This is a genomic window from Pseudomonas sp. KBW05, from assembly GCF_003852405.1.
Classification (GTDB): Bacteria; Pseudomonadota; Gammaproteobacteria; order Pseudomonadales; family Pseudomonadaceae; genus Aquipseudomonas.
The window spans coordinates 12,368-36,750 of the sequence record NZ_QAJM01000015.1; the positions used below are offsets into that span (position 1 = coordinate 12,368).

The 24,383-nt window shown below is 61.1% G+C and carries 22 protein-coding genes; 9 read left to right on the forward strand and 13 right to left on the reverse strand.

Annotated elements, in window-relative coordinates; all coding sequences use genetic code 11:
* Positions 1-41: 41 nt before the first annotated feature.
* Entirely contained in the window at positions 42-2,537 is a 2,496-nt protein-coding gene (locus DBR46_RS14405) for a PAS domain-containing protein (RefSeq protein WP_124526739.1), read from the forward strand.
* Between the two features lie 45 nt (positions 2,538-2,582).
* Entirely contained in the window at positions 2,583-2,858 is a 276-nt protein-coding gene (locus tag DBR46_RS14410) for a peptidylprolyl isomerase (protein WP_017737235.1), read from the forward strand.
* Between the two features lie 120 nt (positions 2,859-2,978).
* Here the strand turns inward: DBR46_RS14410 and DBR46_RS14415 are convergent, their stop codons facing one another.
* The 8 genes from DBR46_RS14415 to DBR46_RS14455 all read right to left on the reverse strand — a co-directional run bounded on the left by DBR46_RS14415 (position 2,979) and on the right by DBR46_RS14455 (position 9,589).
* On the reverse strand, positions 2,979-3,884 hold the full coding sequence (locus tag DBR46_RS14415; RefSeq protein ID WP_124526740.1) for a sugar kinase: 906 nt from the start codon (positions 3,882-3,884) through the stop codon (positions 2,979-2,981).
* A 134-nt stretch (positions 3,885-4,018) separates the two neighbouring features.
* Positions 4,019-5,227 (reverse strand): amino acid deaminase, encoded by a 1,209-nt coding sequence (locus DBR46_RS14420; RefSeq protein WP_124526741.1) that lies wholly within the window; start codon positions 5,225-5,227, stop codon positions 4,019-4,021.
* Between the two features lie 9 nt (positions 5,228-5,236).
* Positions 5,237-6,001 carry an IclR family transcriptional regulator gene (locus DBR46_RS14425; protein WP_124526742.1) on the reverse strand — a complete coding sequence of 255 codons (765 nt, stop codon included), beginning with the start codon at positions 5,999-6,001 and terminating at the stop codon, positions 5,237-5,239.
* A gap of 165 nt (positions 6,002-6,166) precedes the next feature.
* Positions 6,167-6,556 (reverse strand): RidA family protein, encoded by a 390-nt coding sequence (locus tag DBR46_RS14435; protein WP_078742925.1) that lies wholly within the window; start codon positions 6,554-6,556, stop codon positions 6,167-6,169.
* Between the two features lie 16 nt (positions 6,557-6,572).
* Positions 6,573-7,355, reverse strand: coding sequence for an amino acid ABC transporter ATP-binding protein (locus DBR46_RS14440; protein ID WP_124526744.1), 783 nt, complete (start codon positions 7,353-7,355; stop codon positions 6,573-6,575).
* Entirely contained in the window at positions 7,352-8,014 is a 663-nt protein-coding gene (locus DBR46_RS14445) for an amino acid ABC transporter permease (RefSeq protein WP_017737241.1), read from the reverse strand. The genes DBR46_RS14440 and DBR46_RS14445 overlap by 4 nt, the downstream gene beginning before the upstream one ends.
* Positions 8,015-8,025: 11 nt before the next feature.
* Positions 8,026-8,688, reverse strand: a complete 663-nt coding sequence (locus tag DBR46_RS14450) for an amino acid ABC transporter permease (protein ID WP_124526745.1) — start codon at positions 8,686-8,688, stop codon at positions 8,026-8,028.
* Between the two features lie 52 nt (positions 8,689-8,740).
* Positions 8,741-9,589, reverse strand: a complete 849-nt coding sequence (locus DBR46_RS14455) for a transporter substrate-binding domain-containing protein (RefSeq protein ID WP_124526746.1) — start codon at positions 9,587-9,589, stop codon at positions 8,741-8,743.
* Between the two features lie 333 nt (positions 9,590-9,922).
* On the opposite strand from DBR46_RS14455, the gene DBR46_RS14460 reads away from it, so the two are divergent.
* From DBR46_RS14460 to DBR46_RS14470, 3 genes are all read left to right on the forward strand, one after another.
* Positions 9,923-10,171: a hypothetical protein gene (locus DBR46_RS14460; RefSeq protein WP_124526764.1), complete on the forward strand. Its 249-nt coding sequence runs from the start codon at positions 9,923-9,925 to the stop codon at positions 10,169-10,171.
* 76 nt (positions 10,172-10,247) lie between these two features.
* Positions 10,248-10,577, forward strand: coding sequence for a co-chaperone YbbN (locus DBR46_RS14465; RefSeq protein WP_124526747.1), 330 nt, complete (start codon positions 10,248-10,250; stop codon positions 10,575-10,577).
* A 65-nt stretch (positions 10,578-10,642) separates the two neighbouring features.
* Complete coding sequence (locus DBR46_RS14470; RefSeq protein ID WP_124526748.1) at positions 10,643-11,722, forward strand: GGDEF domain-containing protein; 1,080 nt, start codon at positions 10,643-10,645, stop codon at positions 11,720-11,722.
* Here the strand turns inward: DBR46_RS14470 and DBR46_RS14475 are convergent.
* On the reverse strand, positions 11,703-13,259 hold the full coding sequence (locus DBR46_RS14475) for a TerC family protein (RefSeq protein WP_124526749.1): 1,557 nt from the start codon (positions 13,257-13,259) through the stop codon (positions 11,703-11,705). The genes DBR46_RS14470 and DBR46_RS14475 overlap by 20 nt on opposite strands.
* Before the next feature lie 253 nt (positions 13,260-13,512).
* Positions 13,513-14,382 (reverse strand): LysR family transcriptional regulator, encoded by an 870-nt coding sequence (locus tag DBR46_RS14480; protein WP_124526750.1) that lies wholly within the window; start codon positions 14,380-14,382, stop codon positions 13,513-13,515.
* Positions 14,383-14,533: 151 nt separating this feature from the next.
* On the opposite strand from DBR46_RS14480, the gene DBR46_RS14485 reads away from it, so the two are divergent.
* The gene (locus tag DBR46_RS14485) at positions 14,534-16,069 is read left to right on the forward strand and encodes an MFS transporter (RefSeq protein ID WP_124526751.1); all 1,536 of its coding nucleotides are present in this window, start codon (positions 14,534-14,536) and stop codon (positions 16,067-16,069) included.
* A gap of 77 nt (positions 16,070-16,146) precedes the next feature.
* Here DBR46_RS14485 and sohB read toward each other — a convergent pair whose 3' ends face one another.
* Positions 16,147-17,172: a protease SohB gene (sohB, locus tag DBR46_RS14490; protein WP_124526752.1), complete on the reverse strand. Its 1,026-nt coding sequence runs from the start codon at positions 17,170-17,172 to the stop codon at positions 16,147-16,149.
* Between the two features lie 194 nt (positions 17,173-17,366).
* On the opposite strand from sohB, the gene DBR46_RS14495 reads away from it, so the two are divergent.
* Together DBR46_RS14495 and DBR46_RS14500 are read left to right on the forward strand one after the other, a co-directional pair.
* The gene (locus DBR46_RS14495) at positions 17,367-18,077 is read left to right on the forward strand and encodes a histidine phosphatase family protein (RefSeq protein ID WP_124526753.1); all 711 of its coding nucleotides are present in this window, start codon (positions 17,367-17,369) and stop codon (positions 18,075-18,077) included.
* A 56-nt stretch (positions 18,078-18,133) separates the two neighbouring features.
* Entirely contained in the window at positions 18,134-18,448 is a 315-nt protein-coding gene (locus DBR46_RS14500; RefSeq protein WP_122684460.1) for an SCP2 sterol-binding domain-containing protein, read from the forward strand.
* A 148-nt stretch (positions 18,449-18,596) separates the two neighbouring features.
* On the opposite strand, the gene DBR46_RS14505 is transcribed toward DBR46_RS14500, so the two are convergent.
* Together DBR46_RS14505 and DBR46_RS14510 are read right to left on the reverse strand one after the other, a co-directional pair.
* Positions 18,597-21,233, reverse strand: coding sequence for a glucosidase (locus DBR46_RS14505; protein ID WP_124526754.1), 2,637 nt, complete (start codon positions 21,231-21,233; stop codon positions 18,597-18,599).
* Positions 21,234-21,301: 68 nt separating this feature from the next.
* Complete coding sequence (locus DBR46_RS14510) at positions 21,302-22,711, reverse strand: OprD family outer membrane porin (RefSeq protein ID WP_124526755.1); 1,410 nt, start codon at positions 22,709-22,711, stop codon at positions 21,302-21,304.
* A gap of 289 nt (positions 22,712-23,000) precedes the next feature.
* On the opposite strand from DBR46_RS14510, the gene DBR46_RS14515 reads away from it, so the two are divergent.
* The gene (locus tag DBR46_RS14515) at positions 23,001-24,377 is read left to right on the forward strand and encodes a VOC family protein (RefSeq protein WP_124526756.1); all 1,377 of its coding nucleotides are present in this window, start codon (positions 23,001-23,003) and stop codon (positions 24,375-24,377) included.
* Positions 24,378-24,383 lie beyond the last annotated feature (6 nt).

Sequence of the window (24,383 nt, forward strand, 5' to 3'; positions counted from 1 at the left end):
GCGTTTGTCATATTTCAAAGCGTTACGCTCAGGGCTTTTTCATGAATGGAACACCCACCGTCAGCGCAGCCGCTGCATTGATTGCGCGGCTGGACTGGGCGCAAAGCCCACTCGGTGAGATAAACGACTGGCCGCAAAGCCTGCGCACCGCCGTGGATATCGTTGTCCACTCGCCGATGCCGATGCTCCTGCTGTGGGGCAGCCAACTGACCCAGCTCTACAACGACGGCTTCGCCCTGCTGGCCGGCAACAAGCACCCCGACGCCCTGGGCCAGCCGGCGCACCAGGCCTGGCCGGAGCTGCAAAGCTTCACCGCGCCGATCTACAACGCGGTGCTCGAAGGCCAGGTGCGCACCTTCACCGAGCAGCGCTTTATCCTGCAACGCAATCACCGCGACACCGAGATCTGGCTGGACCTGACCTACAGCCCGGTGCGCGATGAAAGCGGCAGCGTCGCCGGGATCCTGGTCACCGCCATCGAAACCAACGAACGCCGCAAGGCCCAGCACAACACCGAGCAACGCCTGCAACTGGCGCTGGCCGCCACCGATGCCGTGGGCACCTGGGATTGGGATATCGGCGAAGACCGCTTTATCGCCGACGCCCATTTCGCCTACCTGCACGGCGTGGCCCCCGATAACGCCGGCCTGCTGCCCATCAGCGCCTACCTGCAAGGCGTGCACCCGGAAGACCGTGGCATGGTGGCGCGCAGCATCAAGCATTGCATCACCTACGGCACCGAATACGCCGAGGAATACCGCCTGCAGCAAGCCGACGGCCAGGTGCGCTGGGTGTTTGCCCGGGGGCGCTGCTACAAGGACCACCAGGGCCGCCCGGCGCGTTTTCTCGGCGCGGCGCTGGACCTCACCGAGCGCAAGCACACCGAACAGGCCTTGCGTCAAAGCCAGACCGAGTTGCAGCTGATCATCAACGCCATGCCGGTGCTGATTGGCTATGTCGACCACGAGCAACGTTTTCGCCTGAACAACAGCGCGTACCTGGAGTGGTACGGCATGACGCCCCAGGAGCTGTACGGCAAGAGCATCCGCGAAGTGCTCGGCGACGAGGTCTATGCCGGCCGCGAGGACCAGATCAACGCGGCGCTCAAGGGCAAGGCGTGCAGCTTCCAGACCATCACCCCGCACCGCGACGGACGCCCGCGCCACGCATTGATGAAGTACCTGCCGCGTTTCAGCAATGACGGTTCGGTGAATGGTTTCTACATCTTTGTGATCGACGAAACCGAACGCAAACTCACCGAAGAAGCGCTGCGCAATCTCAACGAAAACCTTGAAGAGCGTGTGGCCCAGCGCACCCAGGCGCTGGCCGAAGCCAACGAGCGCCTGCAAAACGAGATGTTTGAACGTGAACGCGCCGAAGACGCCCTGCGCCATGCGCAGAAGATGGAAGCCGTGGGCCAGCTCACCGGTGGTATCGCCCACGACTTCAACAATATGCTCACCGGGATTATCGGCAGCCTGGACCTGATGCAACGCTACATCGCCGCCGGGCGCAGTGACGAAATCGGTCGGTTTACCGATGCCGCCGTGTCCTCCGCCCACCGTGCTGCCGCCCTCACCCACCGTTTGCTGGCGTTTTCGCGACGTCAGTCCCTGGACCGCCGACCGCTGGACCCGAACCAGTTGGTGGCGTCGCTCGAAGACTTGTTTCGCCGTACCAAGGGCGCCCATATCAACCTCAAGGTGCAACTGGGCCATGACATCTGGCCGGTGAACACCGACGCCAGCCAACTGGAAAACGCCCTGCTCAACCTGGTGATCAACGCGCGCGATGCCATGCCCGACGGCGGCGAATTGTTGATCGAAACGGCCAACAGCTACCTGGACGGCACCGATATCACCACCCTGGAACCGGTGAAAGCCGGTGACTACGTGATGCTCGGCGTGTGCGACAACGGCGCGGGCATGGCGCCGAAGATCCTTGCCAAGGCGTTCGACCCGTTCTTTACCACCAAACCCATCGGCCAAGGCACCGGCCTTGGGCTGTCGATGATCTACGGTTTTGCCCAGCAGTCCGGCGGGCACGTGACCATCCACAGCGCACCGGGCCAGGGTACCTGCGTGCGCCTGTACCTGCCGCGCCTGCATGGCACCGCGCTGGAAAGCAGCCTGCCGGCCAGCCTCGGGGAGGCGCCAGTGGCCTTGGCCGGTGAAGCCGTGGTGGTAGTCGAGGATGACCCGGCGGTGCGCATGCTGGTGGTCAATGTGCTCGACGAGTTGGGCTACACCGCGCACCAGGCGGCGGATGCCCGCACTGCGTTGCCGCTATTGGAGTCGGATTTACGTGTGGATCTGCTGGTCACCGACGTCGGCCTGCCGGGCATGAACGGCCGGCAACTGGCAGAGATCGCCCGCCAACATCGGCCGGGCCTGCGCGTGTTGTTCATGACCGGTTACGCAGAAAAAGCCGCCGAGCGCCAAGGCTTCCTGGAGGACGGCATGGACATGGTGGCCAAACCCTTTTCCATCGACCTGCTGGCCACGAAAATCCGCAGCATGATCAGCGTGGTTGAATGAGTTCAGGCATAATCGCGCGCCGTTGCACGTACCTGGTAGAGATCAATGAAAGCCCAAGCCCGTCATATCCTGGTGAAAACCAGCGAAGAAGCCGAACAACTCAAGCAGCGCATTGCCAAGGGCGAAGCCTTTGACGTGCTGGCCAAGAAGTACTCCACCTGCCCGTCGGGCAAGCGCGGCGGTGATCTGGGGGAGATTCGGCCGGGGCAGATGGTGGGGGTGATCGATGCGGTGATCTTCAAGAAGCCGCTGCGGGTGGTGCATGGGCCGATCAAGAGCAAGTTTGGGTATCACCTGGTGCAGGTGTTTTACCGCGACTGAGGGGTTGGCTTTGAACCGCTTTCGCGAGCAAGCCCGCTCCCACAGATGACCGCATTTTATCTGACGGAATGCGGTCGAATGTGGGAGCGGGCTTGCTCGCGAACCGCCAAAGGCGGCCATTCACCGAGGTATCAACGCCCCTGGCACTTGAATCACCCGACTCGCCAACCGATGCCCCGCCACCGCCGCCTCTTGCGGCGAGCCACCCTTCAACCGGCTGGCCAGATACGCCGCACTGAACGAATCCCCCGCCGCCGTCGTATCCACCACCTTCTCCACCTTGATCGCCGGCACAGCAAAGTCCTCGCCCTTACAACGGATCAGGCATTCCTCCGCGCCACGCTTGAGCACCACTTCCTCAATCCCCGGATACGCCGCAAACACCAGCTCACTGCTGGCATACCCAAACAACGCGCGCTCGTCATCCTCAGTCAGCAAGGCCATGTCCACCTCGGCCAAGACCTCGCGATACGCCACGCGTGCCGCCTCGACACTGGCCCACAAACGCGGGCGGTAGTTGTTGTCGAACACCACCTTGCCGCCGCGCCGGCGGGTTTCGATCAAGGTGTGCAGCAAGCGCTCGCGGCCGATCTCACCCAGCACTGCGAGGGTGATGCCGCTGAAATACACCACGTCGTAAGCCGGCAATGCGGCCAGGATCGGCTCGGCGGCGGGTGTGGTGAAGCAGTCGCGCACGGCGGCTTCGTTACGCCAGTAGAGAAACTTGCGTTCGCCATTGGCGTCGGTCTGGATGCAGTACAAACCCGGCAAGCGCCCGGGCAGGCGCTGGACCATGGCGAGCCCAAGGCCTTCGTCGGCCCATTGCTGGCACATGGCGTCGCTGAAGCTGTCATCGCCTAGTGCTGTCACATAGTCGACTTTGCCAATATCGCCCAGCTCGCGGCGCAGGTACACCGCCGTGTTCAGGGTGTCGCCGCCGAAGCTTTGGTGCAGGCTGCCGTCGGCGCGGTGTTGCAGTTCGATCATGCATTCGCCGATGAGGGCGATGTGGGGGTGGGCTGTCATGGTGGATTCTCGGGTGTGGCTGATGGCCTCTTCGCGAGCAAGCCCGCTCCCACATTGGATTGGGTTCACAGATTTCTATTTGTGAATACAGTCAAGTGTGGGAGCGGGCTTGCTCGCGAAGGGAGCGACTCGGTCTAGAAGCAGGTATGCAAACTCTCAACCACCTGCAACTGCTCATCCACCAGGCAACCCACCTGCCACTTGTCAAAGGTCAGGCAAGGGTGCGAAGTGCCGAAGGAAATAATGTCGCCAATGCGCAGCTCAACCCCCGCGGCAACGGTCATGAACGCATGCTGGTCCATCACCGCCGTGACCTTGCACGCACTCACATCATCCCCTTCGGCGCCAACCACGCCCGCCTTGTAGCGCTTGAGCGGCACCGGCAAACCAGCGTCGTAGGCCACGTCGCGCTTGCCCAGGGCGATCACCGCAAAACCCGGCTCGGGCATCGATTGCACATGAGCCCAGACTTCCAGGGCCGGGCGCAGGCCTTCGTTGAGGTCGCTGCGACGGTCGAGCACGCAGCATTGCGCTTCTTTGTAGATGCCATGGTCATGGGCCACGTAGCTACCCGGGCGCAGGACGCTGAGGAAACGGCCGGCAGCGTTTTGTTCTTCAAACGATTCGGCGATCAGGTCATACCAAGCCGACCCCGATGCAGTGACGATCGGCTTGGGCAGGTCGAATGAACCGTTGTTCTGCAGATCCACCGCCAGACGCACCAGGCTCGCGGCGAAGTTGCGGATGCCGCTGATGGCGTGCTCGCCGTGGATCACCCCTTCATAACCTTCGATACCGGTGAGGGCCAGGGCCGGCTGGGCCTTGATCGCCTTGGCCAGGTCGCGCACTTCCTGCTCGCTGCGGCAACCGCAACGGCCGCCGACCACGCCGTATTCGATCATCACGTTCAGGCGCAGGCCACGGGCGGCGAAAAACAGGCCGAGGTCGGCGACGTTGTCCGGGTGGTCGACCATGCAGTGGAAATCAAAATCCTTATCCGCCAGCAGGTCGGCGATCAACGCCATGTTGGGCGCGCCCACCAGTTGGTTGGCCATCAGCACACGGCGCACGCCACCGGCATAGGCGGCGCGGGTCTGCACCGCACTGGCCAGGGTGATGCCCCAGGCGCCGGCGGCGATCTGGCGTTGGAACAGCGCCGGCATCATGCTCGTCTTGCCATGGGGCGCCAGCTCGGCGCCGCTGTTGCTGACGAAGGTTTGCATCCAGCGGATGTTGTGTTCCAGGGCCTCGCGGTGCAGCACCAGGGCAGGCAGGCTGACGTCACGGACCAAGTGGGCACCGACGGCGGCGGCGCCTTTTTCAACGGCATTGATGGCAGACATGAAATGCTCCTATTCGTTGATGCGACGGGCCAGGTTATTGGCGCTGTCGATCAACACCCGGCGATAGTCGTTGTAGTTTTTCAGCGCATCGGCCCGTGGGGCGACGATGCACAGGGTCGCAATGCTGATGCCTTGCGCGTCCCGGACCGGGGCGGCAAAGCAATGGGTAAAGGTGTCGGCCACACTGTCGAAGGAAAAGAACCCATCGAGGGTGGCCTGGCGGATTTGTGCGAGGAAGGTGTCCAGCGGCAAGCGCTGGCCGTCCGGCAGGATAAAGTCATCGTGGTCGATCAGGTCAGTGATCTGCTTGTCACTCAAATGCCCGAGCAACAGGCGCCCGGAAGCGGTCCAGGGGATCGGTGCGTTTTCGCCGATATCCGAAGATATGCGGAAATGCCGCTCGCCCTCGCGCATCAGCGCCACCGTGTATTTGCGCCCGTTGAGCAGGCACATCTGCGCGGTTTCTTGGGTTTGGCTGACGATCTCCTGCAAGGCGTGGTCGGCCTCGCGGGTCAGGTCGAAGTGACGCAGGTGCGCCTGGCCGAGGAAGTACAGCTGGCGGCCGAGGTAGACGTGACCGTCCTTGCCCACGGTTTCGAGGATGCGCCGCTCCAGCAGCGATGCGACCAGTTCATAGACCGTGGACTTGGGGCTGCCGATGCCGCTGGCAATATCATTCGGGCGCAGGGGCTGGCCGATCTCCTTGAGAAAATCGAGGATATCGAACGCCCGGTCCAGGCCTTTGGCGCGGCGTTTGATGGTGTCTTCGGTCATGGCAGGTCGGTTCCGTAAAATTCTGGTGCTGTACCGAGATCCCCTGTGGGAGCGGGCTTGCTCGCGAATGCGGTGGATCAGTTACAGATGTATTCACTGACACACCGCATTCGCGAGCAAGCCCGCTCCCACAGTTAATCTTCAGTGGTCTCAAGAGTGAGGCATTTAGCCCTTTTTCTTGTAGGCCACGCAATCGATCTCCACCTTGCAATCCACCATCATGTTGGCCTGCACACAGGCCCGCGCCGGGGCGTGTTCCGGGGTGAAGTATTCGCCGAACACCTTGTTGAAACTCCAGAAGTCGCGCGGGTCTTCCAGCCATACGCCGACACGCACCACGTCTTTCAACTCGTAGCCGGCCTCTTCCAGAATCGCCACCACATTGCGCATGGTCTGCCGGGTTTGCTCGACGATGCCGCCGTTGATGATTTCACCGTCCACCGCTGGCACTTGGCCCGAGACGTAGAGCCAGCCGTCCGCTTCCACCGCGCGGGCGAAGGGACGGGGCTGGCCGCCGCCGGCGGTGCTGCCGGTGCCGTAACGAGTAATGCTCATAAAAATAGCCTCCTGATTAAAAACGAATGTTCTTGAGAAATTCCGCCAGGCGCGGCGATTGCGGGCGTTCGAAAATGTCCTTCGACGACCCCTGCTCTTCAATGCGCCCCTGGTTCATGAAAACGATCTTGTCGGACACTTCATAGGCAAAGCGCATTTCGTGGGTGACCAGCAACATGGTCATGCCCTCTTCCGCCAGGCCCTTGATCACGCTGAGCACTTCACCCACCAGCTCCGGGTCGAGGGCCGAGGTGACTTCGTCGAAGAGCATCAGACTGGGGTTCATCGCAATGGCGCGGGCAATCGCCACACGCTGTTGCTGGCCACCGGAAAGCTGGCCGGGGAAGTGATTGCGCCGCTCCAAAAGCCCTACGCGGTCGAGCCATTTTTCTGCGAGTGCCACAGCCTCGTCCTTGCCCATCTTTTTGACTTTGAGCAGGCCGAGGGTAACGTTCTGCAACGCCGTCAAATGCGGAAACAGGTTGAACTGCTGGAACGCCATGCCAGTCATGGCGCGATGCTGGGAAATCACCCGCTCGGGGTGGCGCACGCGCTTGCCGCCGATGTCGCTGTAGCCGATGGACTCACCGTCGAGGGTGATCTGCCCGCCCTGGAACTCCTCCAGCAGGTTGACGCAGCGCAACAGCGTGGTCTTGCCCGAGCCACTGGAGCCGATCAACGTGACCACGTTGCCGCGCTGCATGGTCAGGTCCACGCCCTTGAGCACTTCCACCTCGCCGTACTGTTTACGCAGGCCGCGGATGTTGAGCAACGGTTGCTCGATGTGAGGTTGGTTCATGGCAAGGCCACCCGCTTTTCAATGTAGCGCCCGAATAATTCGATGGCGTAGTTGATGACAAAGAACAGAAACCCGGCGAACAGGTAGAACTCCAGGGTCATGAACGTGCGCGCAATCACTTGCTGGGTACTCAGCAGCAACTCAGCCACGCCGATCACCGACAGCAGGGTCGACGCCTTGACGATTTCCGTGGAGGAATTGACCCAGGTCGGCAGGATCTGCCGCAGCGCCTGGGGCAACAGCACGTAGGCCAGGGACTGTTGGAACGTCAGGCCAATCGCCTTGCCCGCTTCCAGTTGCCCGCGGGGAATGGCTTGCAGCGCACCGCGCACGATCTCCGACACGTGGGAGCCGCAAAACAGCGTCAAGCCAACCGCACCGGCCTGGAACGCGCTGATCTGCCAACCGAGGGCCGGCAACATGTAGAAACACGCGAGCACCAGCACAAACACCGGCGTGCCACGGATCAGATCCACATACAGGCGAAACGGCGCACGCATCCAGAATTTGCCGTAGGTCAGGATCAACCCGGCGACAATGCCGATCAGGGTGCCAAAGATAATCGCCAGCGCCGACACATACACACTGGCTTGAAAGCCCGCCCACAGGGTATCCCGGGCGATCCACAACTCATGCAGCCAGCTGGGGGACTCGTACATGGAAACCCTCCTTAACGACGGATCGCCAGACGCTGTTCCAGGTAACGGAGCAGCATGGCAATGAGGTAACAGGCAGCCACGTAGAGCGCGGTCGTGACCAGCCAGGTTTCAATCACCCGGTAGCTTTCGACGTTGATCTTGCGGGCGTAATAGGTCAGCTCCGGCACGGCAATCGCGGCGGCCAGCGAGGTGTCCTTGAACAGCGAGATAAAGTTGTTCGACAGTGCCGGCAGCACGTTGCGCAGCATCACCGGCACGGTGATGTAGGCACGGATGCGCCATTCGCCCAGGCCGATGGCCAGGCCGGCTTCACGCAGCCCCTTGGGAATGTTCAACAGCCCGGCGCGGAATACTTCGGTCAGGTAGGCACCGGCGTACAACGACAGAGTGATGATGAACGAGGGGATTTTGTCGAGGCGAATCCCCAGGGACGGCAAGGCAAAGTAGATCAACAGGATCAGCACCAGAATCGGCGTATTGCGCACCACCGTCACATACACCGAGGCGAAGATGCGCAACGCACGGTGCTTGGACAGCATGGCAAAGGCCATCAGCAGGCCGATCACGCAGCCGATGGCGATCGACAGCAGTGCCAGTTGCAGGCCCAGACCGAGCCCCGCCAGCAAGGTGTCGAAATCGCGCCACACGGCGGCAAAGTTCAACTGATAGTTCATGGTCAGCAGTACCTAATAGGGGCGCCGTTGGCGGCGCCCCGGTTGTCACGAATCATTTGAACTCGACAGGGAAACCAATCGCCGGCTCGGGCAGGTCGACGCCAAACCATTGCTTGAACGAGGCCTTGTAGGTGGGGAATTCCACACCGGTCATGGCTTCGTGCAGGGCGGTATTGACGAAGTTCAGCCAGTCCTGGTCGCCACGCTTGACCGCGCACGCGTAGGTTTGCGGGCTCCAGGCGTAAACCGGGCTGCGGTAGCGGCCGGGGTTCTGCACCATCAGGTATTTGACCGAAGACTGGTCGGTGGCGGCGGCATCGGCGCGGCCGGAGTTCACTGCCTGGTACATCAGGTCAACGCTGTCGTACTGGTCGACCTTGGCCTTGGGCAGCGCCTGGTGCACCAGCTCTTCGGCGTACACGTTTTGCAGCACGGCCACGGTCACGCCGTCGCCGGCGGCTTGCAGGTCTTCAATCTCTTTGTATTTGCTGTTGTTGGGCAGCAGCAGGCCCACGCCTTCGCGGTAGTACGGCAGGGTAAACGCGACCTGCTGCGCACGGCTGGCGGTGACAGTAATGAACTGGCAGCTCATGTCGACCTTGTCGGTCAGCAGGTTGGGAATCCGTGCGTCAGACGACTGCACCACAAACTCGACCTTGCTGGGGTCGTTGAACAATCCCTTGGCGACAATGCGGCCGATGTCGATATCAAACCCTTGCAACTTGCCATCCGCTCCCTGGAAGTGCCACGGCGCATTGGTACTGCCTGTACCCACGATCAGATGCCCACGCTTGAGCACGTTGTCGAGCTTGCTGTCCGCCGCCTGCACGAGGCTTGCGAGGGAAGCCGATGCGGCGAAGAGAAAAACACACGCTTTGAACACGGAAGGTCGGTGATGCATGACAAGCACTCCAGGGGTTGTGTATTCCGCTATACCGGAACCTAGTATGTAACAACGGAATAGACAGCAGAAAGTGTGCCACACGCGGTAACAGAAAAACACGCGAGGAATAAATTTATTAAAAATCAGCAAGATAAGTCATTTCGTACGATACGGCGTTGCGCCAGCACCTGCGGCCAACGTGATACCCCAGGCCCCACTGTGCGGTGATAGGCCCCAGTCGGGTGCGCCATTAGAGCGTTACCGTGCACCGTTGCAGTGCGCGCGCACCGTGGAAAAATCCCCACGCTGGACTAGCCTTTGCACATCCCCGCCGACAAGGACCGCACCCCGATGAAGCTCAGCCTCACCCTGGTTATATGTTCCTGTCTGATCGCCACCAGCGCCTGGGCCAGCAACGACCGGCGCGACTGCAAGATAGAACTGCGCAAGCTCAACGAAGCCTTGAGCACCAACTACACCAGCCAGAACCACCACGGCTACCGCCAGGCAAAGGCCTCGCGGGATAACCTGGAATACAAGAAATGCGCGAACCAGGCCCGCAAGGCGCGCGAACGTCTGGAGCGTGATGCGAACCTGTGAAGGTTGACAGTAGACGGCAGCGAATCTGCGATTTAGCGTTGGCACTCAATTGACGCCATGCAGGAGCACCACCGTCATGGGACTTGCCACCGCAACGATTGCCAATGCCGAGGATTACCAACGGGTGCTGAGTACGCCGCACCCGGTGTTTCTGCTGTTTGTTTCAGCGCACTGCCCTGCGTGCACCGAAGCCGTGCCGCTGTTTGAAAAGGTTGCCGCCAGATATCCCATCGTCGTGAGCATGGTGCTTGACTGCGCACAAACCCCAAGGCATCCCGAGGTGACGGGCACCCCGACCGGGCTGGTCTATGTCAACGGGGAACTGAAAGAGAAACTCCAAGGTTTCGGCCCCTTGGAAGATCAGGCACAACTCGTGGAGGATACCTTCGCCCGCTACGCCAGTTAGCCCTTGCACGGCCCTGACAGACGTCTACGCTGCTCAATGCAGTCTCAGCCGAGCCAGGGTCAGCAATGTTCAAGACCATTGAAGCCGAAGTCCTCAAGAAACTCCCCTCACCCGCCTTGCAACTTGAGTTCGCCCAGCATGATTTCGAGCGACTCAAGCCGTTCTGCCTGTTGATCTACCTCGCCAGCATCAGCATCTGGCTGGTGTTCAACCTGATCGTCAGCTTTCGCGGCGGCCAAGGCTTTACGTTCTATTCGGTGATATTTCTCAGCGCACTGTTGATCACCACGCTGGTGCTGGCCTTCAACACACAGGTGCGCCACTTCCAATGGATCAACCTGATCTTCGTCAGCATCATCGCCATCGGCATCCGCCTGGTGATCGAAGGCCTGCCCATGGACCTGCACCCCGGCTGGCTGATCCTTGGCGCCTCGACCATTTTGTACAGTGCCTCCGTGCTACCGCTGAGGCGCTGGGCATTCGCCGCCACGCTGGTGATCACCTGGGTGGTGCTTAACCCGTTCTACCTCACGGAAACCTCGGTGCTGGAAGTCAAAGGCACCACGGTGTTCTTTTACTCCAGCTTCCTCAGCCTGCTGACCCTCTACAGCTTCCTGAAACTGCGCCAGGTCAAGCTGAGCAACTACATCATGGCCAAGCTGCTGCTGGACCAGGCCTACGTGGACACCCTGACCGACATCCCCAACCGCCGCGCGTTCATGGCCAGCGCCGGGCAGAAGCTCGCCCACCAACCGCGCACGCACGACCATTACCTGGCGATGGTCGACATCGACAATTTCAAGAAAGTGAATGACCGGTTTGGCCACGATATTGGTGACGACGTACTCAAGCGCGTCGCCCATGACATCCGCGTCGTGATGAACGACTTCGACTACGCCCGCCTTGGCGGTGAAGAGTTCGCCATCTACCTGGCAGGGGTACGCCGCGAAGACGCGGCGCAGTTGGCGGGCCAGTTGTGCGCCCAGGTTCGAGCGGACGCCAGCCAACACCCGGTGACCATCAGCATCGGCCTGGCCCGGGTGGAGGATGGCGAAACCTTGAACCAAGTGCTGATCAAGGCGGACCAGGCGTTGTATGTGTCAAAACATGCGGGCAAGGACCGCTTTACGTTTCACGCACCATAGCCACCAGGGTCACCCGTCGCTCCTCGACGGCCGCCACGGTCAGGCGCCAGCCCTCGTACACCAGGCTGTCGCCCACCACCGGCAAGCGGTCCAGCAGGCTCATCACCAAGCCGGCGAGGGTCTGGTAGTCCTCGGTTGCCGTGGCATTGAAACCGGTGCGCTGGCGGATCTGGTTGAGATTGAGGGCGCCGTTCACGCGAAAACCTGCACCGTCCTCGACAATGTCCGGCCCCTCGATTTCACTGGCGTCAGGCAGTTCACCGGCGATGGATTCGAGAATGTCGGTCATGCTCAACACGCCCATGAAGTCACCGAATTCGTTGATCACAAAGGCGATGTGCGTGGACTCCTGGCGCATCTGCTCCAGGGCGTTGAGCACCGAGAAACTCTCCAGCAGGTTGATCGCCCGGCGCGCCAAATGCTCCAGGTTCGGCTCATTGCCCGCCAGGTACTCCTTGAGCAACTCCTTCTTGTGCACAAAGCCCAGGGGTTCATCCACCGCGCCATTACGGATCAACGGCAGGCGCGAGTAGGACGAATGCATCAATTTCAGGCGAATCGTCTCAGCATCGTCCGCCAAGTCGATGTAGTCCACCTTGGCCCGTGGCGTCATCAACGTACGGATCGGCCGCTCGGCCAATTGCAGTACGCCGCTGATCATCACGCGCTCGCGGCGATCAAACAGCGGACCTTGCGTGGTATCTGGCTCGCCCAACAGGTCGGCGACCTCTTCACCCACCTCTTCCACCGCCAGGCTGCGCCCGCCGAGCAAGCGCATCACCGCATGGGCGGTGCGCTCACGTACCGGCAACACGCCTTGCGCCGACTTCTTGCGACGAGCGCGGGCAATCTGGTTGAACACTTCGATCAGGATCGAGAAACCGATGGCCGCATACAGATAGCCCTTCGGAATATGGAAACCCAGGCCTTCGGCGGTCAGGGCGAAACCGATCATCATCAAGAAGCCCAGGCAGAGCATGATCACCGTCGGGTGCGCATTGACGAAGCGGGTCAACGGCTTGCTCGCGACGATCATCAGGCCGATGGAAATGATCACCGCGATCATCATCACCGCCAGTTCATCCACCATGCCTACGGCGGTAATCACCGCATCGAGGGAGAACACCGCGTCGAGCACCACGATCTGCGCCACGATCGGCCAGAACATCGCATAGGCTGCGTTGCCGCTGCGCTGGGCGACGTGGCCTTCGAGGCGTTCGTGCAATTCCATGGTGGCCTTGAACAACAGGAACACACCACCAAACAGCATGATCAGGTCGCGGCCGGAGAAGCTCTTGTCGAACACCTCGAACAGCGGCTGGGTGAGGGTCACCAACCACGAAATACTCGCCAGCAGGCCCAGGCGCATCAGCAATGCCAGGGACAAACCGATCAAGCGCGCACGGTCACGCTGCTCGGGTGGCAGTTTGTCCGCGAGGATCGCGATAAACACCAGGTTGTCGATACCCAGCACCAGTTCCAGCACAATCAAGGTCAACAGGCCGAGCCAGGCCGTTGGATCCGCTAACCATTCCATTTATAGAGTCTCTTTAATTCGAAGTTCAGAATGCCAGGCACAGCAATGCGCGGTCAGTGGACCGGGACAAGGTTAGCAGTCGGAATACGGGATGCTTCAGCGGGAACGGCAGCAGCGGATGTCTTGGGGAAAGACGACTGGGGGGCTCCGAGAGGGTGTTCATGCAAATCCTGCGATAAAAAAGGACTTGAATCGTACAACCGAAAGGCAAAATTCCTACAACGCAAAACTATTACAAGATCTGTAATCGTGTTCAGCGCCCCGCTTTCACCTGCTGGATAAACCGCGCAACCGCCGGTGCTTTTTCAAACCGCCGATGAATCAGTGACAGCCACGACGACGCGTCATTGCCTTGAATGGGGCGGTACAGCACATTCGGCAGCGTCACATGCCCCACCACCGACGCCGGCACCACCGCAACGCCCTGCCCCAGCGACACCAGCGCCAGCACCGCGACCAAGCCCCCCGGCTGCGGCCCCAGACGCGGCGCATAACCGCCCTGGGCGGCCACATGTAGCGTGCCGCTGATCTGCTCCGGCAGGATAAAGGTCTCGTTTTGCAGGTGTTCGCAACCGATGGCCTTCAATCCCAGCAGCCAGGAACCCTGTGCCACCGCCAGGACAAACCCCTCACTGTCCAGGCGCACCGCTTCCACGCCATCGGGCAGGGTCATGGGTGAGCGGACGTAACCAATGTCATACCGCCCATCCGCGACCGCACCTGGCAATGCGGCCATGGCGCATTCGCGCACATTCACGCTCACATCGGGAAACGCCTGACTGAACGCCTGCATCTGCCGCTGCAGCACGCCGCCATACACCGCCGACGCCACATAACCCAGTTCGATATGCCCGATATCACCGCGCCCGGCCCGTTGGGCGTGGCGCTGGGCGCATTCGAATTGGCGCACGGTGGCTTCGGCTTCCTGCACCAGTGCCGCGCCCGCTTCGGTCAGGCTGACTTCGCGCTGCTGACGGATAAACAAGCGCGTGCCCAATGCGGTTTCCATGTCCTGGATCTGCCGGCTCAAGGTCGGCGGGGCAATGCCCAATTGCTCGGCGGCGCGGGTGAAGTTGCGTTGCCGGGCGACGGCCAGGAAGTAGCGGAAATGACGGATTTCCATCGCAGGATTAGCTCAAAGGTAATGAAGTTCTTATTGCTACCTAACAAAGGCAGCGTTGGACGGCGATAAGCTGGGCCTATCCTAACAGCCAGAGAGCCTTTGCGATGCCTTGCGATTTCACACCTACCATTGCCTACTGGGTAATCCATCCATGAGGCCCGTCAGCCCACGCTTGACGTTGCTCACCGCCTCCGGCGTCTGCTCGCTGATTGTGCTCGACACCAATATCGTCGCCGTCACCCTGCCGAGCATCGCCCGCGACCTGGGGGCCAATTTCGCCGATATCGAGTGGGTCGTCAGTGCCTATATGCTGGCTTTCGCCGCACTGCTCTTGCCGGCCGGCAGCCTTGCCGACCGCTTCGGGCGCAAGAAAACCCTGGTGTGGGGCTTGAGTATTTTCATCCTCGCGTCCCTGGGTTGCGGCGCCGCGCCCAGCGCGTTGTGGCTGGATATCGCCCGCGCCGTCAAAGGCGTCGGCGCGGCGCTATTGCTGACGTCGGCCTTGGCGTCCATCGGCCATACCTTCCACGATGAAGTGGAGCGCGCCAAAGCCTGGGCGTTCTGGGGCGCGTGCATGGGCGTGGCGATGACCGCCGCGCCGACCCTTGGCGGCTTGATCACCGAGTACCTGGGCTGGCGCTGGATTTTCTACCTCAACCTGCCCGTGGGCCTGGCACTGATGGCGCTGGTGCTGCGCGCCATCCCGGAATCCCGCGATACCCAGTCCGCCCGCCTTGATCCCTGGGGCAGCCTGGCGTTCAGTGCCAGCCTGCTGTGCCTGATCTGGGGGCTGATCGAAGCCAACCGCATCGGCTGGGACAGCCCGCCGACCTATGCGCGCCTGCTGGCTGGCGCCGTGCTGCTGGGGGTGTTTGTGCTGGTCGAGCGCGTGCAGCAACGGCCCATGGTGGACCTGCAACTGTTTCGCCACCCACGCTTTATCGGCGCCTTGCTCGGGATGTTTGCCTACGCCGGTTGCGCCCAGGTGATGATGACGCTGCTGCCCTTCTACTTGCAGAACGGCCTGGGGTTCTCCGCCATTGCTTCGGGGTTGGGCATGTTGCCGTTCGCCCTGACCATGCTGGTTTGCCCACGCATCGGTGCGCGCCTGGCGGGGCGTTTTACCCCGGCGACGATGATGGCAACGGGATTGACCCTGGTGGGCTGCGGCAACCTGCTCAGCGCGTGGGCGGTGGATGTCAGCGGGTATGTACCCTTCGCGTTGGCGATTGCGGTCACGGGGGCCGGCGCGGGTTTGCTCAATGGCGATACGCAGAAAAACATCATGGCTTGCGTGCCGCGCGACCGCGTCGGGATGGCCTCGGGGATGAGTACCACTATGCGTTTCAGCGCGATCATGCTGGCCATTGGCGTGTATGGGGCGTTGTTGAGCAGCCATAGCGAGCAATTGTTGGGGGCGAGTATCGGTGCGCAGTGGCAGGGCCAGGTGGCCGGGATCGCGTCGCGGGTGGTGGCGGGTGATATGCCAGCGGCGATGGGGTTGTTGCCGGCGTCGGCGAGGGCCAATGTGCAGCCGCTGGCACAGCAGGCGTTTGTCGGGGGTTTCGGTGGGGTGTTGTGGGTGGCGGGATGGTTGGGGTTGCTGGGGGCGTTGGTGGTGGGGCTGTTGATGCGGCACCCGATCAATGTGGGAGCGGGCTTGCTCGCGAAGACGGAGTGTCAGTGAATACATCCGAAACTGATACACCGCATTCGCGAGCAAGCCCGCTCCCACAAGGGCCCGCTGAGACCTGAGGAAGCGGGTTACCAGAAGCGCTGCTGGGTCAACCGGCTCCACCAGGTCAGCAACACGCGGTCTACCGAACCGCTGGCCGCCAGGCCTACACGCTCCTGCAAGCTCTTGCGCTCGGCATAGTGCAGGTGGAACACCTCGGCGGTCTTGGCCTTGGTCGCCAGGTATTCGTCGCTGGTTTGCAGCTCGTCCACCAGTTGCTTGTCGAGTGCCGCAACACCCAGCCACACTTCTCCGGTCGCCACTTCATCGATTGCCAACTGCGGGCGATAGCGCGAGACGAAGTTCTTGAACAGCTGATGGGTGATATCCAGGTCTTCCTGGAACTTCTCGCGGCCCTTCTCGGTGTTTTCGCCAAACACCGTGAGGGTGCGTTTGTATTCACCGGCGATCAGTACTTCAAAGTCGATATCGTGCTTTTTCAACAGGCGGTTGACGTTAGGCAACTGTGCAACCACGCCAATCGAACCAAGGATGGCGAACGGGGCGCTGATAATTTTCTCGCCGATGCACGCCATCATGTAGCCGCCGCTGGCCGCGACCTTGTCGATGCACACGGTCAGCGGCACGCCAGCCTGGCGGATACGCGCCAGTTGCGACGAAGCCAGGCCGTAGCTGTGGACCATGCCGCCGCCGCTTTCCAGGCGCAGCACCACTTCGTCTTTAGGGGTAGCGAGGCTGAGCAGTGCGGTGATTTCATGGCGCAGGCTTTCGGTGGCCGAGGCCTTGATGTCACCGTCGAAATCCAGCACGAATACCCGTGGCTTGGCTTCGGGCTTTTTCTTGCTGTTTTTCTTATCGGCTTTGCTTTCGGACTTGCGCAAGGCCTTGAGCTGGTCCTTGTCGAGCAGGGTGGATTCCAGGCGCTCGCGCAGGCCCTTGTAGAAGTCATTGAGTTTGCTGACCTGCAATTGGCCAGCGGATTTGCGACGACCTTTGCTGCGCAACGCGGCGAAGCTGATCAGTACCACCAGAATAGCGACCACCAGGGTGACGGTCTTCGCTAAGAAGCTCGCGTATTCGGCCAAAAAATCCATGTTGCTCCTTACAAGTGCAGTGCGCCAGGCGCGGATCGCCCAAGCATACCGGCGGCACCGCGTTGGGGCCAGTGATCAAACCGCCAGCAAGCGGGCCTCCAACGGGCTTTTAAAACAAGCGTATGTTTTTCCATTGACAGCTCGCAGGCATCCCCATAACCTCGCCAGACTTTCAACGTACCGGGAAAACGGACGTGGGCAGCATCTATCTGATTCGACATGGCCAAGCCTCCTTCGGTGCAGACGACTATGACGTCCTGTCGCCCGTCGGCGTGGAACAAGCGCAAGTGCTCGGGCGTCACTTGGCCGATCTAGGCGTGACGTTCGACCGCTGCATCGCCGGCGACCTGCGCCGCCAGCAGCACACCGCCAGCGCCGCGTTCGAGCAGTACAGCGCCCTCGGCTTATCCGTTCCAACGGTGGAAGTGGACAGCGCCTTCAACGAGTTCGACGCCGATGCGATCATCCGCGCCCTGCTCCCCGACCTGCTGACCACCGAACCCGAAGCCCTGGAGATCCTGCGCAATGCCGCGCAAAACCGCAGCGAGTTCCAGCGTATCTTCGCCCTGATCATCGAACGCTGGCTGGCCGGCACCTATGATCCACCGGGGTTGGAGAGCTGGCTGGGGTTTGTCGAACGGGTCCAGGGCGGCCTGCAACGCATTCTTGAGGCGGCGGACAACGCGCAGAAAATCGCCGTGTTCACCTCCGGCGGCACCATCACCGCCCTGCTCCACCTGATCACCCGAATGCCTGCCACCCAGGCCTTCGAACTGAACTGGCAAATTGTTAACACCTCGCTCAACCAGCTGAAATTCCGCGGTCGCGAGGTGGCCCTGGCTTCCTTCAACAGCCACACCCACTTGCAACTGTTGAAGGCGCCGCAGCTCATCACCTTCCGATGAACTGCGGCCAACCGTGACCCCAAGGTCACTGGACTCACCATAAAAGGATCGAAACCATGACTGACGTAGCCAAAGCTGTAGAAGCAATGAAAGCCAAATTCAACCCAAGCGCCGCTGACGGCCTGGACCTGGTATTCGGTTTCCGCATCGACGACACCAAGAACTTCTCCCTGGTTGTCAAAGACAAGACCTGCGAGCTGCAGGAAGGCGAAAACCCAGACGCCCAAGTGACGCTGGTCATGGACAGCGAAACCCTGGAAGGTATCGTTGACGGTTCCACCGACGGCATGCAGGCCTTCATGGGCGGCAAACTGCGCACCGAAGGCGACATGATGTTGGCGATGAAGCTGAGCGAGCTGTTCCCTTCCTGATTCAAGGGCCAGCCTGAATCCCTGTGTGGGAGCGGGCTTGTGTGGGAGCGGGCTTGCTCGCGAATGCGGTGTATCAGTACCAGATTCATTGACTGACACTCCGCATTCGCAAGCAAGCCCGCTCCCACATTTTGACTGGCTGTGATGCTCAGGTTTTTGGCTGCAACAACAACGCCACCAACGCACTCCACCCCGTCTGATGCGACGCCCCCAACCCGCGCCCGGTCTCGCCATGGAAATACTCGTGGAACAGCACCAGGTCACGACTCGCCGGGTCCGCTTCCAACTGCGCATACCCCGCCATCGATGGCCGTATCCCCTCCTCATCCCTTAGAAACAACCCCGTCAGCCGCGCGCTGAGGCTATCAGCCACTTCTTCCAGCGATGCCAGATAACCACTGCCCGTCGGGTACTCCACCGAAAAGTTGTCGGCGTAGTAGCGGTGAAATTCCCGCAGCGATTCGATCAGCATGTAGTTCACCGGCATCCACAACGGCCCGCGCCAATTGGAGTTGCCGCCATACAAGCGCGAATCGGATTCCCCGGGCTGGTAGCGCGCACACAAGGTGTTGCCGTTCATCTTCAATGCCAGCGGCTGCTCGGCAAACGCCTTCGACAATGAACGCACACCAAACGCCGACAAGAACTCAGCCTCATCAAGCATGCGCCGCAGCAAATCCTTCGTACGCTCACCACGCAGCAACGCCAGCAACAGGCGATTGCCCTGGCCCGGTTCATTCCAGCGCGACACCAGCTTGGCCAAGTCGGGCCGATGCTTCATAAACCCCAGCAAACGCTCACGCAACCCTTCCAGGCCTTCATGTTCGTGCTGTTCCAGCACCAACACGGCAAACAGCGGCATCAGCCCGACCATGGAACGCAGGCGTACCGGTTCACTCTGGCCGTCGGGGCGGTGCAGCACGTCGTAGAAAAACTGGTCCTGTTCATCCCACAGGCCTTCGGCGCTGTCATCCACGCGGTTGATGGCCCCGGCGATGTACAAGAAGTGCTCGAAAAACTTCACGCCGATATCCACGTACACCGCATTGCGCTTGGCCAGCTCCAGGGCGATGCGCATCAAGTCCAGCGCATACGCGGCGACCCACGCCGTGCCGTCGGCCTGATCCAGCTGATAACCCGGCGGCAGTGCGGCCGAGCGGTCGAACAAGGCAATATTGTCCAGGCCGAGGAAGCCGCCCTGGAACAGATTGCGCCCCTCGGCGTCCTTGCGATTGACCCACCAGGAAAAATTCAGCAGCAGTTTGTGGAATATGCGCTCCAGGAAGTCCATGTCGCCTACGCCAGTCAGTGCCTTGTCCTGCTGATACACGCGCCAACTGGCCCAGGCGTGCACGGGCGGGTTGGCGTCGTCAAAGCGCCATTCATACGCCGGCAACTGGCCGTTGGGGTGCATGAAACGATCCTTGACCAGCAGCAACAGCTGTTGTTTGGCGTACGCCGGGTCTATCAGCGCCATGGCCACGGCCTGGAAGCCCTGGTCCCAGGAGGCATACCACGGGTATTCCCAGGTATCGGGCATGGAGAGAATGTCGAAGTTGGACAGGTGCCGCCAATGGGTATTGCGGCTATGCAAACGCTCGGCCGGTGGCGCGGGCTGGGCCGGGTCGCCATCGAGCCATTGGTTCACATCGAAATAGTAGAGCTGCTTGGACCACAGCAAACCGACCAATGCCTGACGCTGTACGTTGCGTGCGTCCTCAGACACCATACCCTGTTGCAAGGCCGCGTAGAAATCATCGGCCTCCTGGCGACGCTGCTCAAACAGCTTGCGCGCGTTGACCTGCACAGCGTCCACCGGTGCAAACCGCAGGTAGAGGGTTTTGCTTTGCAGGCCCGCCAACTCAAGGATGAACCGCGCGGCAACCTTGGTGCCGCAGTCACGGCGGATCGCCGACTGGACACCCTCTACCACGTAATCGTTGATCCCATCCTTGAACGGCCCCGGCGCCGGTTGCCCCTCCAGCCGGGGATGGTTGCTTTCGTTTTCACAGAACAACCACTCAACGCCCTGCTCTCCCCACGCGCTGAGATGGCGATCAGGCAACGCATGATGACGTGCCAGCACGTGGTCGCCGTCCAGCGTCAACTGTGGTTTGGGCGCGCCGACGGTCCAGCTCCAATCATTGCGCGCCCACAACTGGGGCAACACCTGCAACCGCGTCGGCTGGTCCGAGCGGTTATGCACGGTGATGCGCATGAAAATATCATCCGGTTGATGCTTGGCGTATTCGACACTGACATCGCAGTAGCGGTTGTCTTCGAATACGCCGGTATCGAGGATTTCGTACTCGGCGTCAGCCAGCCCACGGCGGGCGTTCTCGGCGATCAGGTCTGCGTACGGAAAGGCAGCATGGGGGTATTTATAGAGCATGCGCATGTAGGCATGGCTCGGTACACCATCGACGAAAAAGTACAGTTCCTTGACGTCTTCACCGTGGTTGCCCTCGGCGTTGTTCAGGCCGAACAGGCGTTCCTTGATGATCCCATCGCGCTCGTTCCACAGGGCCAGGCCCAGGCACCAGCGTTGCGCCTTGTCACTGAACCCCGCCAGGCCGTCCTCGCCCCAGCGGTAGGCGCGACTGCGCGCATGGTCATGGGGGAAGTAGGCCCAGGCATCGCCATCGGCGCTGTAGTCTTCGCGCACCGTGCCCCATTGGCGTTCGCTCAGGTACGGGCCCCACTCGCGCCAGCGCTCGGCATCTCCGGTTGCCAGGCGTTGGCCTTCGATCGTGTCAGAAATCCGCGTTACGGGCGTGGCCGTCATGGGTCCTCCTGCGCCTACAAGGTGAGGTGCAGTGTAGGACCCATCCACGCCCGTGTGCACATGAAGGTTTAGAAGATGGCGTAGGTGTAGTTGAAGATCAGGCGGGTTTGATCCTGATCGGCAGTGCCGGTGTTCTTGCCGTGGTAGGTACCGGTACGGAAGGTGGTACCGAAGCCTTTCAGAGGACCGGCCTGCACTACGTAGTCCAGACGGAAGTCGGCTTCGTTTTCTTTCTGGTCAGGACCACCGGCCACCTTCGCCTTGATGTCCCGGCCATCCAGGTACGCCACGGACGCCTTCAGACCGGGCACGTAGGCCTTGAAGTCATAGGAGTACTGACCAAAGTTGACCTGCTCGCCCGCCCGGGAGAACTGGCCGACCACGGCGTCGGTGAACAGGTAGAAGTCGCTGCCACCGGCACCTTGTGCATGCGGATCGGCCAGGCTGCCCTGGTTCACCCACACAAAGCCGCCGTCGTCACCCACGCCAATATGGCCAAGCATCAAGCTGCTGCCGCCCAGTTGGTAGGTGAAGGCCGCACTGTAGGTTTTGTTGTCGACTTCGTTGGCGTGCCTGGCATAGCCGCCGTTGTTGTTGAACTGGTAGCCACTCTGACCGTTCTTGCCGTCGCTGCTGCTGTCGAAGTAGCGCAGGTCGGTCTTGAACGATTGGTCATTGCCCAGCGGCAATACGTGGACCAGGCCGAAGTAGTTCTGTTTGTAGAAGTCTTGCAGTTGGGCGTAGTAGTACTGCAGCGTCAGGTTTTTCGCGACGACGTTGTCGGAAGAACCAAACGGCTTGTAGTCCACCCCGCCGAACTTGAAGCTATCACTGTCGCGCTGACCGCCCGCCACACTCAAACCGGTGGAGTTGCTGGAGGCACGGCCTTCGGCGCGGTTCAGCTCACCGCCGGTGAAGGTGACGTTGGGAATATCGTTGGAGGTGAGGATGCCACCATCAAAGGTTTGCGGCGCCACACGACTGTCGTTGGACACCAGGATAGGCAGTACCGGCGCCAAGCCGCCACCGACGTGCAACTCGGTCTGAGAAATGCGGAACTTCACATTACCCGCTGCACGACCAAAGGAGTCGGCCGGTTCGGTGCCGTTGTTCTTGGTCGGGAAGAAGCTGTTGCCGTTACCCGACAGGCCCGCGCCTGCGGTGTGGCCATCGCCGCCGTCCAGGCGCAGAGCGCCGAACGCCATCACGTCAAAACCGACGCCAACGGTGCCTTGGGTGAAACCGGATTTGTAGTCAAACCGCAGCGCAGTGGCGGCTTCGCGCAGGTCGTTGTTGCTGCCCGAGCGGTTGTCAGCGCTGTAGTACATGGTCCGCGAACTGACGGATGCATGGCTGTCTTCAAGGAAACCGCTGTGACCGGTGCCCGTGCCCAGGGAGCCGAGCCCAAAATCATCAGCTAACGCGTGTTGTGCAAGAACGGCGGCGGTGATCGACAACGCCAGTGTAGAAATTTTCATTAACGACGGCCCCTAAACATTTTTTTATGTGTGTGATGTGCAAAACGGCGTTTTCATCCTTGCGAACGTGACGATTCTTTCATGCCGGGTGGGGGCGACTGCGTGAAGAATTAGTTAGGAAAAACAGTGGAAAATGAAATTTTCATCTGGCCGATTTTTGTCATATTCACGTCATCTCATTCATCCAGGGAATGAAGTCCAGAGGATTCTTCGTTTGCAAGTGCGGCGGGCGCTCAACAAAATCCAGAACAAGGCCACTTTCATCGCCACCGTCATCAGGAATTTTTCTATGCCTACCACCGCACATGTCAGCCCCGACGAGATCCGCAAGGGCTTTTCCAAGGCCATGTCCGACATGTACCGAGATGAAGTTCCACTCTATGGCGCACTGATGGCGTTGGTGGCCGAGACCAACACCCGCGTGCTCGACACCCAGCCAGCGCTGGCGCAACAGCTGCAACGCACGGGCGAAATCCAGCGTTTGGACATGGAGCGCCACGGGGCCATCCGCCTGGGCACCGCCTTCGAGCTGGCCACCATCGGCCGCCTGTTTGCGGTGATGGGCATGCAACCGGTGGGCTACTACGACCTGACCCCGGCCGGCGTGCCGGTGCACTCCACCGCGTTTCGTGCGGTGCATGAGCACGCGTTGCAAACCAGCCCGTTTCGCGTATTCACCTCGCTGCTGCGCCTGGAACTGATCGAAAACCCCGAACTGCGCGCCTTTGCTGAAACCGCCCTGGTCAAACGCAACATCTTCACCGACCGCGCCCTGGCGCTGATCGAACAGGCGGAAAAGGCTGACGGACTCAACGCCGTGGACGCCGAGGAATTTATCCGCGAGGCCCTGGAAACTTTCCGCTGGCACCACGCTGCCACCGTCACCCGAGCCCAATACCAGCAACTCAGCGACCAGCACCGGCTGATCGCCGACGTGGTGGCCTTCAAGGGCCCCCATATCAACCACCTGACGCCGCGCACCCTGGACATCGACCAAGTCCAGGCCGCCATGCCCGGCAAAGGCATCACCCCCAAGGCCGTGATCGAAGGCCCGCCGCGCCGCCAGTGCCCGATCCTGCTGCGCCAAACCAGCTTCAAGGCCCTCGACGAAGCCATCGCCTTCACCGACGCCCAAGGCAGCCACAGCGCCCGCTTCGGCGAGATCGAACAGCGCGGCGTGGCACTCACCCCCAAAGGCCGCGCCCTGTATGACCAATTACTGAATGCCGCACGCGATGATCTGGGCGCATTCCCCACTGAAGGCAACGCCGCGCGTTATGTGCAATTGATGGAACAGCACTTCCAGGCCTTCCCCGACAACCACGTGCAAATGCGCGAACAGGGCCTGGCGTACTTCCGCTACTTCGCCACTGCACAAGGCCTGGCGGCACGCGACCAAGCCGATCAACCACGCACACTGGAGGAGCTGATCACGGCAGGCCATGTGGCGGTGGAGCCGTTGGTGTACGAAGACTTCCTGCCAGTGAGTGCGGCGGGGATTTTTCAGTCAAACCTGGGGGATGCGGCGCAGAGTCACTACGCGGCCAATTCGAACAGGGCTGAATTCGAGAAGGCGCTGGGGCGGCGGACGATTGATGAGTTGACGCTGTATGAGGAGACGCAGCAGCGGTCGATAGAGGCATGCATTCAAGCGCTGCATGGGTGAAACAAG

What these genes read in the sequence shown, in the direction of transcription:
- DBR46_RS14405 (WP_124526739.1), top strand. Translation starts at nt 42, where the DNA reads ATGAATGGAACACCCACCGTCAGCGCAGCCGCTGCATTGATTGCGCGG.
- DBR46_RS14410 (WP_017737235.1), top strand. Translation starts at nt 2,583, where the DNA reads ATGAAAGCCCAAGCCCGTCATATCCTGGTGAAAACCAGCGAAGAAGCC.
- DBR46_RS14415 (WP_124526740.1), bottom strand. Translation starts at nt 3,884, where the DNA reads ATGACAGCCCACCCCCACATCGCCCTCATCGGCGAATGCATGATCGAA.
- DBR46_RS14420 (WP_124526741.1), bottom strand. Translation starts at nt 5,227, where the DNA reads ATGTCTGCCATCAATGCCGTTGAAAAAGGCGCCGCCGCCGTCGGTGCC.
- DBR46_RS14425 (WP_124526742.1), bottom strand. Translation starts at nt 6,001, where the DNA reads ATGACCGAAGACACCATCAAACGCCGCGCCAAAGGCCTGGACCGGGCG.
- DBR46_RS14435 (WP_078742925.1), bottom strand. Translation starts at nt 6,556, where the DNA reads ATGAGCATTACTCGTTACGGCACCGGCAGCACCGCCGGCGGCGGCCAG.
- DBR46_RS14440 (WP_124526744.1), bottom strand. Translation starts at nt 7,355, where the DNA reads ATGAACCAACCTCACATCGAGCAACCGTTGCTCAACATCCGCGGCCTG.
- DBR46_RS14445 (WP_017737241.1), bottom strand. Translation starts at nt 8,014, where the DNA reads ATGTACGAGTCCCCCAGCTGGCTGCATGAGTTGTGGATCGCCCGGGAT.
- DBR46_RS14450 (WP_124526745.1), bottom strand. Translation starts at nt 8,688, where the DNA reads ATGAACTATCAGTTGAACTTTGCCGCCGTGTGGCGCGATTTCGACACC.
- DBR46_RS14455 (WP_124526746.1), bottom strand. Translation starts at nt 9,589, where the DNA reads ATGCATCACCGACCTTCCGTGTTCAAAGCGTGTGTTTTTCTCTTCGCC.
- DBR46_RS14460 (WP_124526764.1), top strand. Translation starts at nt 9,923, where the DNA reads ATGAAGCTCAGCCTCACCCTGGTTATATGTTCCTGTCTGATCGCCACC.
- DBR46_RS14465 (WP_124526747.1), top strand. Translation starts at nt 10,248, where the DNA reads ATGGGACTTGCCACCGCAACGATTGCCAATGCCGAGGATTACCAACGG.
- DBR46_RS14470 (WP_124526748.1), top strand. Translation starts at nt 10,643, where the DNA reads ATGTTCAAGACCATTGAAGCCGAAGTCCTCAAGAAACTCCCCTCACCC.
- DBR46_RS14475 (WP_124526749.1), bottom strand. Translation starts at nt 13,259, where the DNA reads ATGGAATGGTTAGCGGATCCAACGGCCTGGCTCGGCCTGTTGACCTTG.
- DBR46_RS14480 (WP_124526750.1), bottom strand. Translation starts at nt 14,382, where the DNA reads ATGGAAATCCGTCATTTCCGCTACTTCCTGGCCGTCGCCCGGCAACGC.
- DBR46_RS14485 (WP_124526751.1), top strand. Translation starts at nt 14,534, where the DNA reads ATGAGGCCCGTCAGCCCACGCTTGACGTTGCTCACCGCCTCCGGCGTC.
- sohB (WP_124526752.1), bottom strand. Translation starts at nt 17,172, where the DNA reads ATGGATTTTTTGGCCGAATACGCGAGCTTCTTAGCGAAGACCGTCACC.
- DBR46_RS14500 (WP_122684460.1), top strand. Translation starts at nt 18,134, where the DNA reads ATGACTGACGTAGCCAAAGCTGTAGAAGCAATGAAAGCCAAATTCAAC.
- DBR46_RS14505 (WP_124526754.1), bottom strand. Translation starts at nt 21,233, where the DNA reads ATGACGGCCACGCCCGTAACGCGGATTTCTGACACGATCGAAGGCCAA.
- DBR46_RS14510 (WP_124526755.1), bottom strand. Translation starts at nt 22,711, where the DNA reads ATGAAAATTTCTACACTGGCGTTGTCGATCACCGCCGCCGTTCTTGCA.
- DBR46_RS14515 (WP_124526756.1), top strand. Translation starts at nt 23,001, where the DNA reads ATGCCTACCACCGCACATGTCAGCCCCGACGAGATCCGCAAGGGCTTT.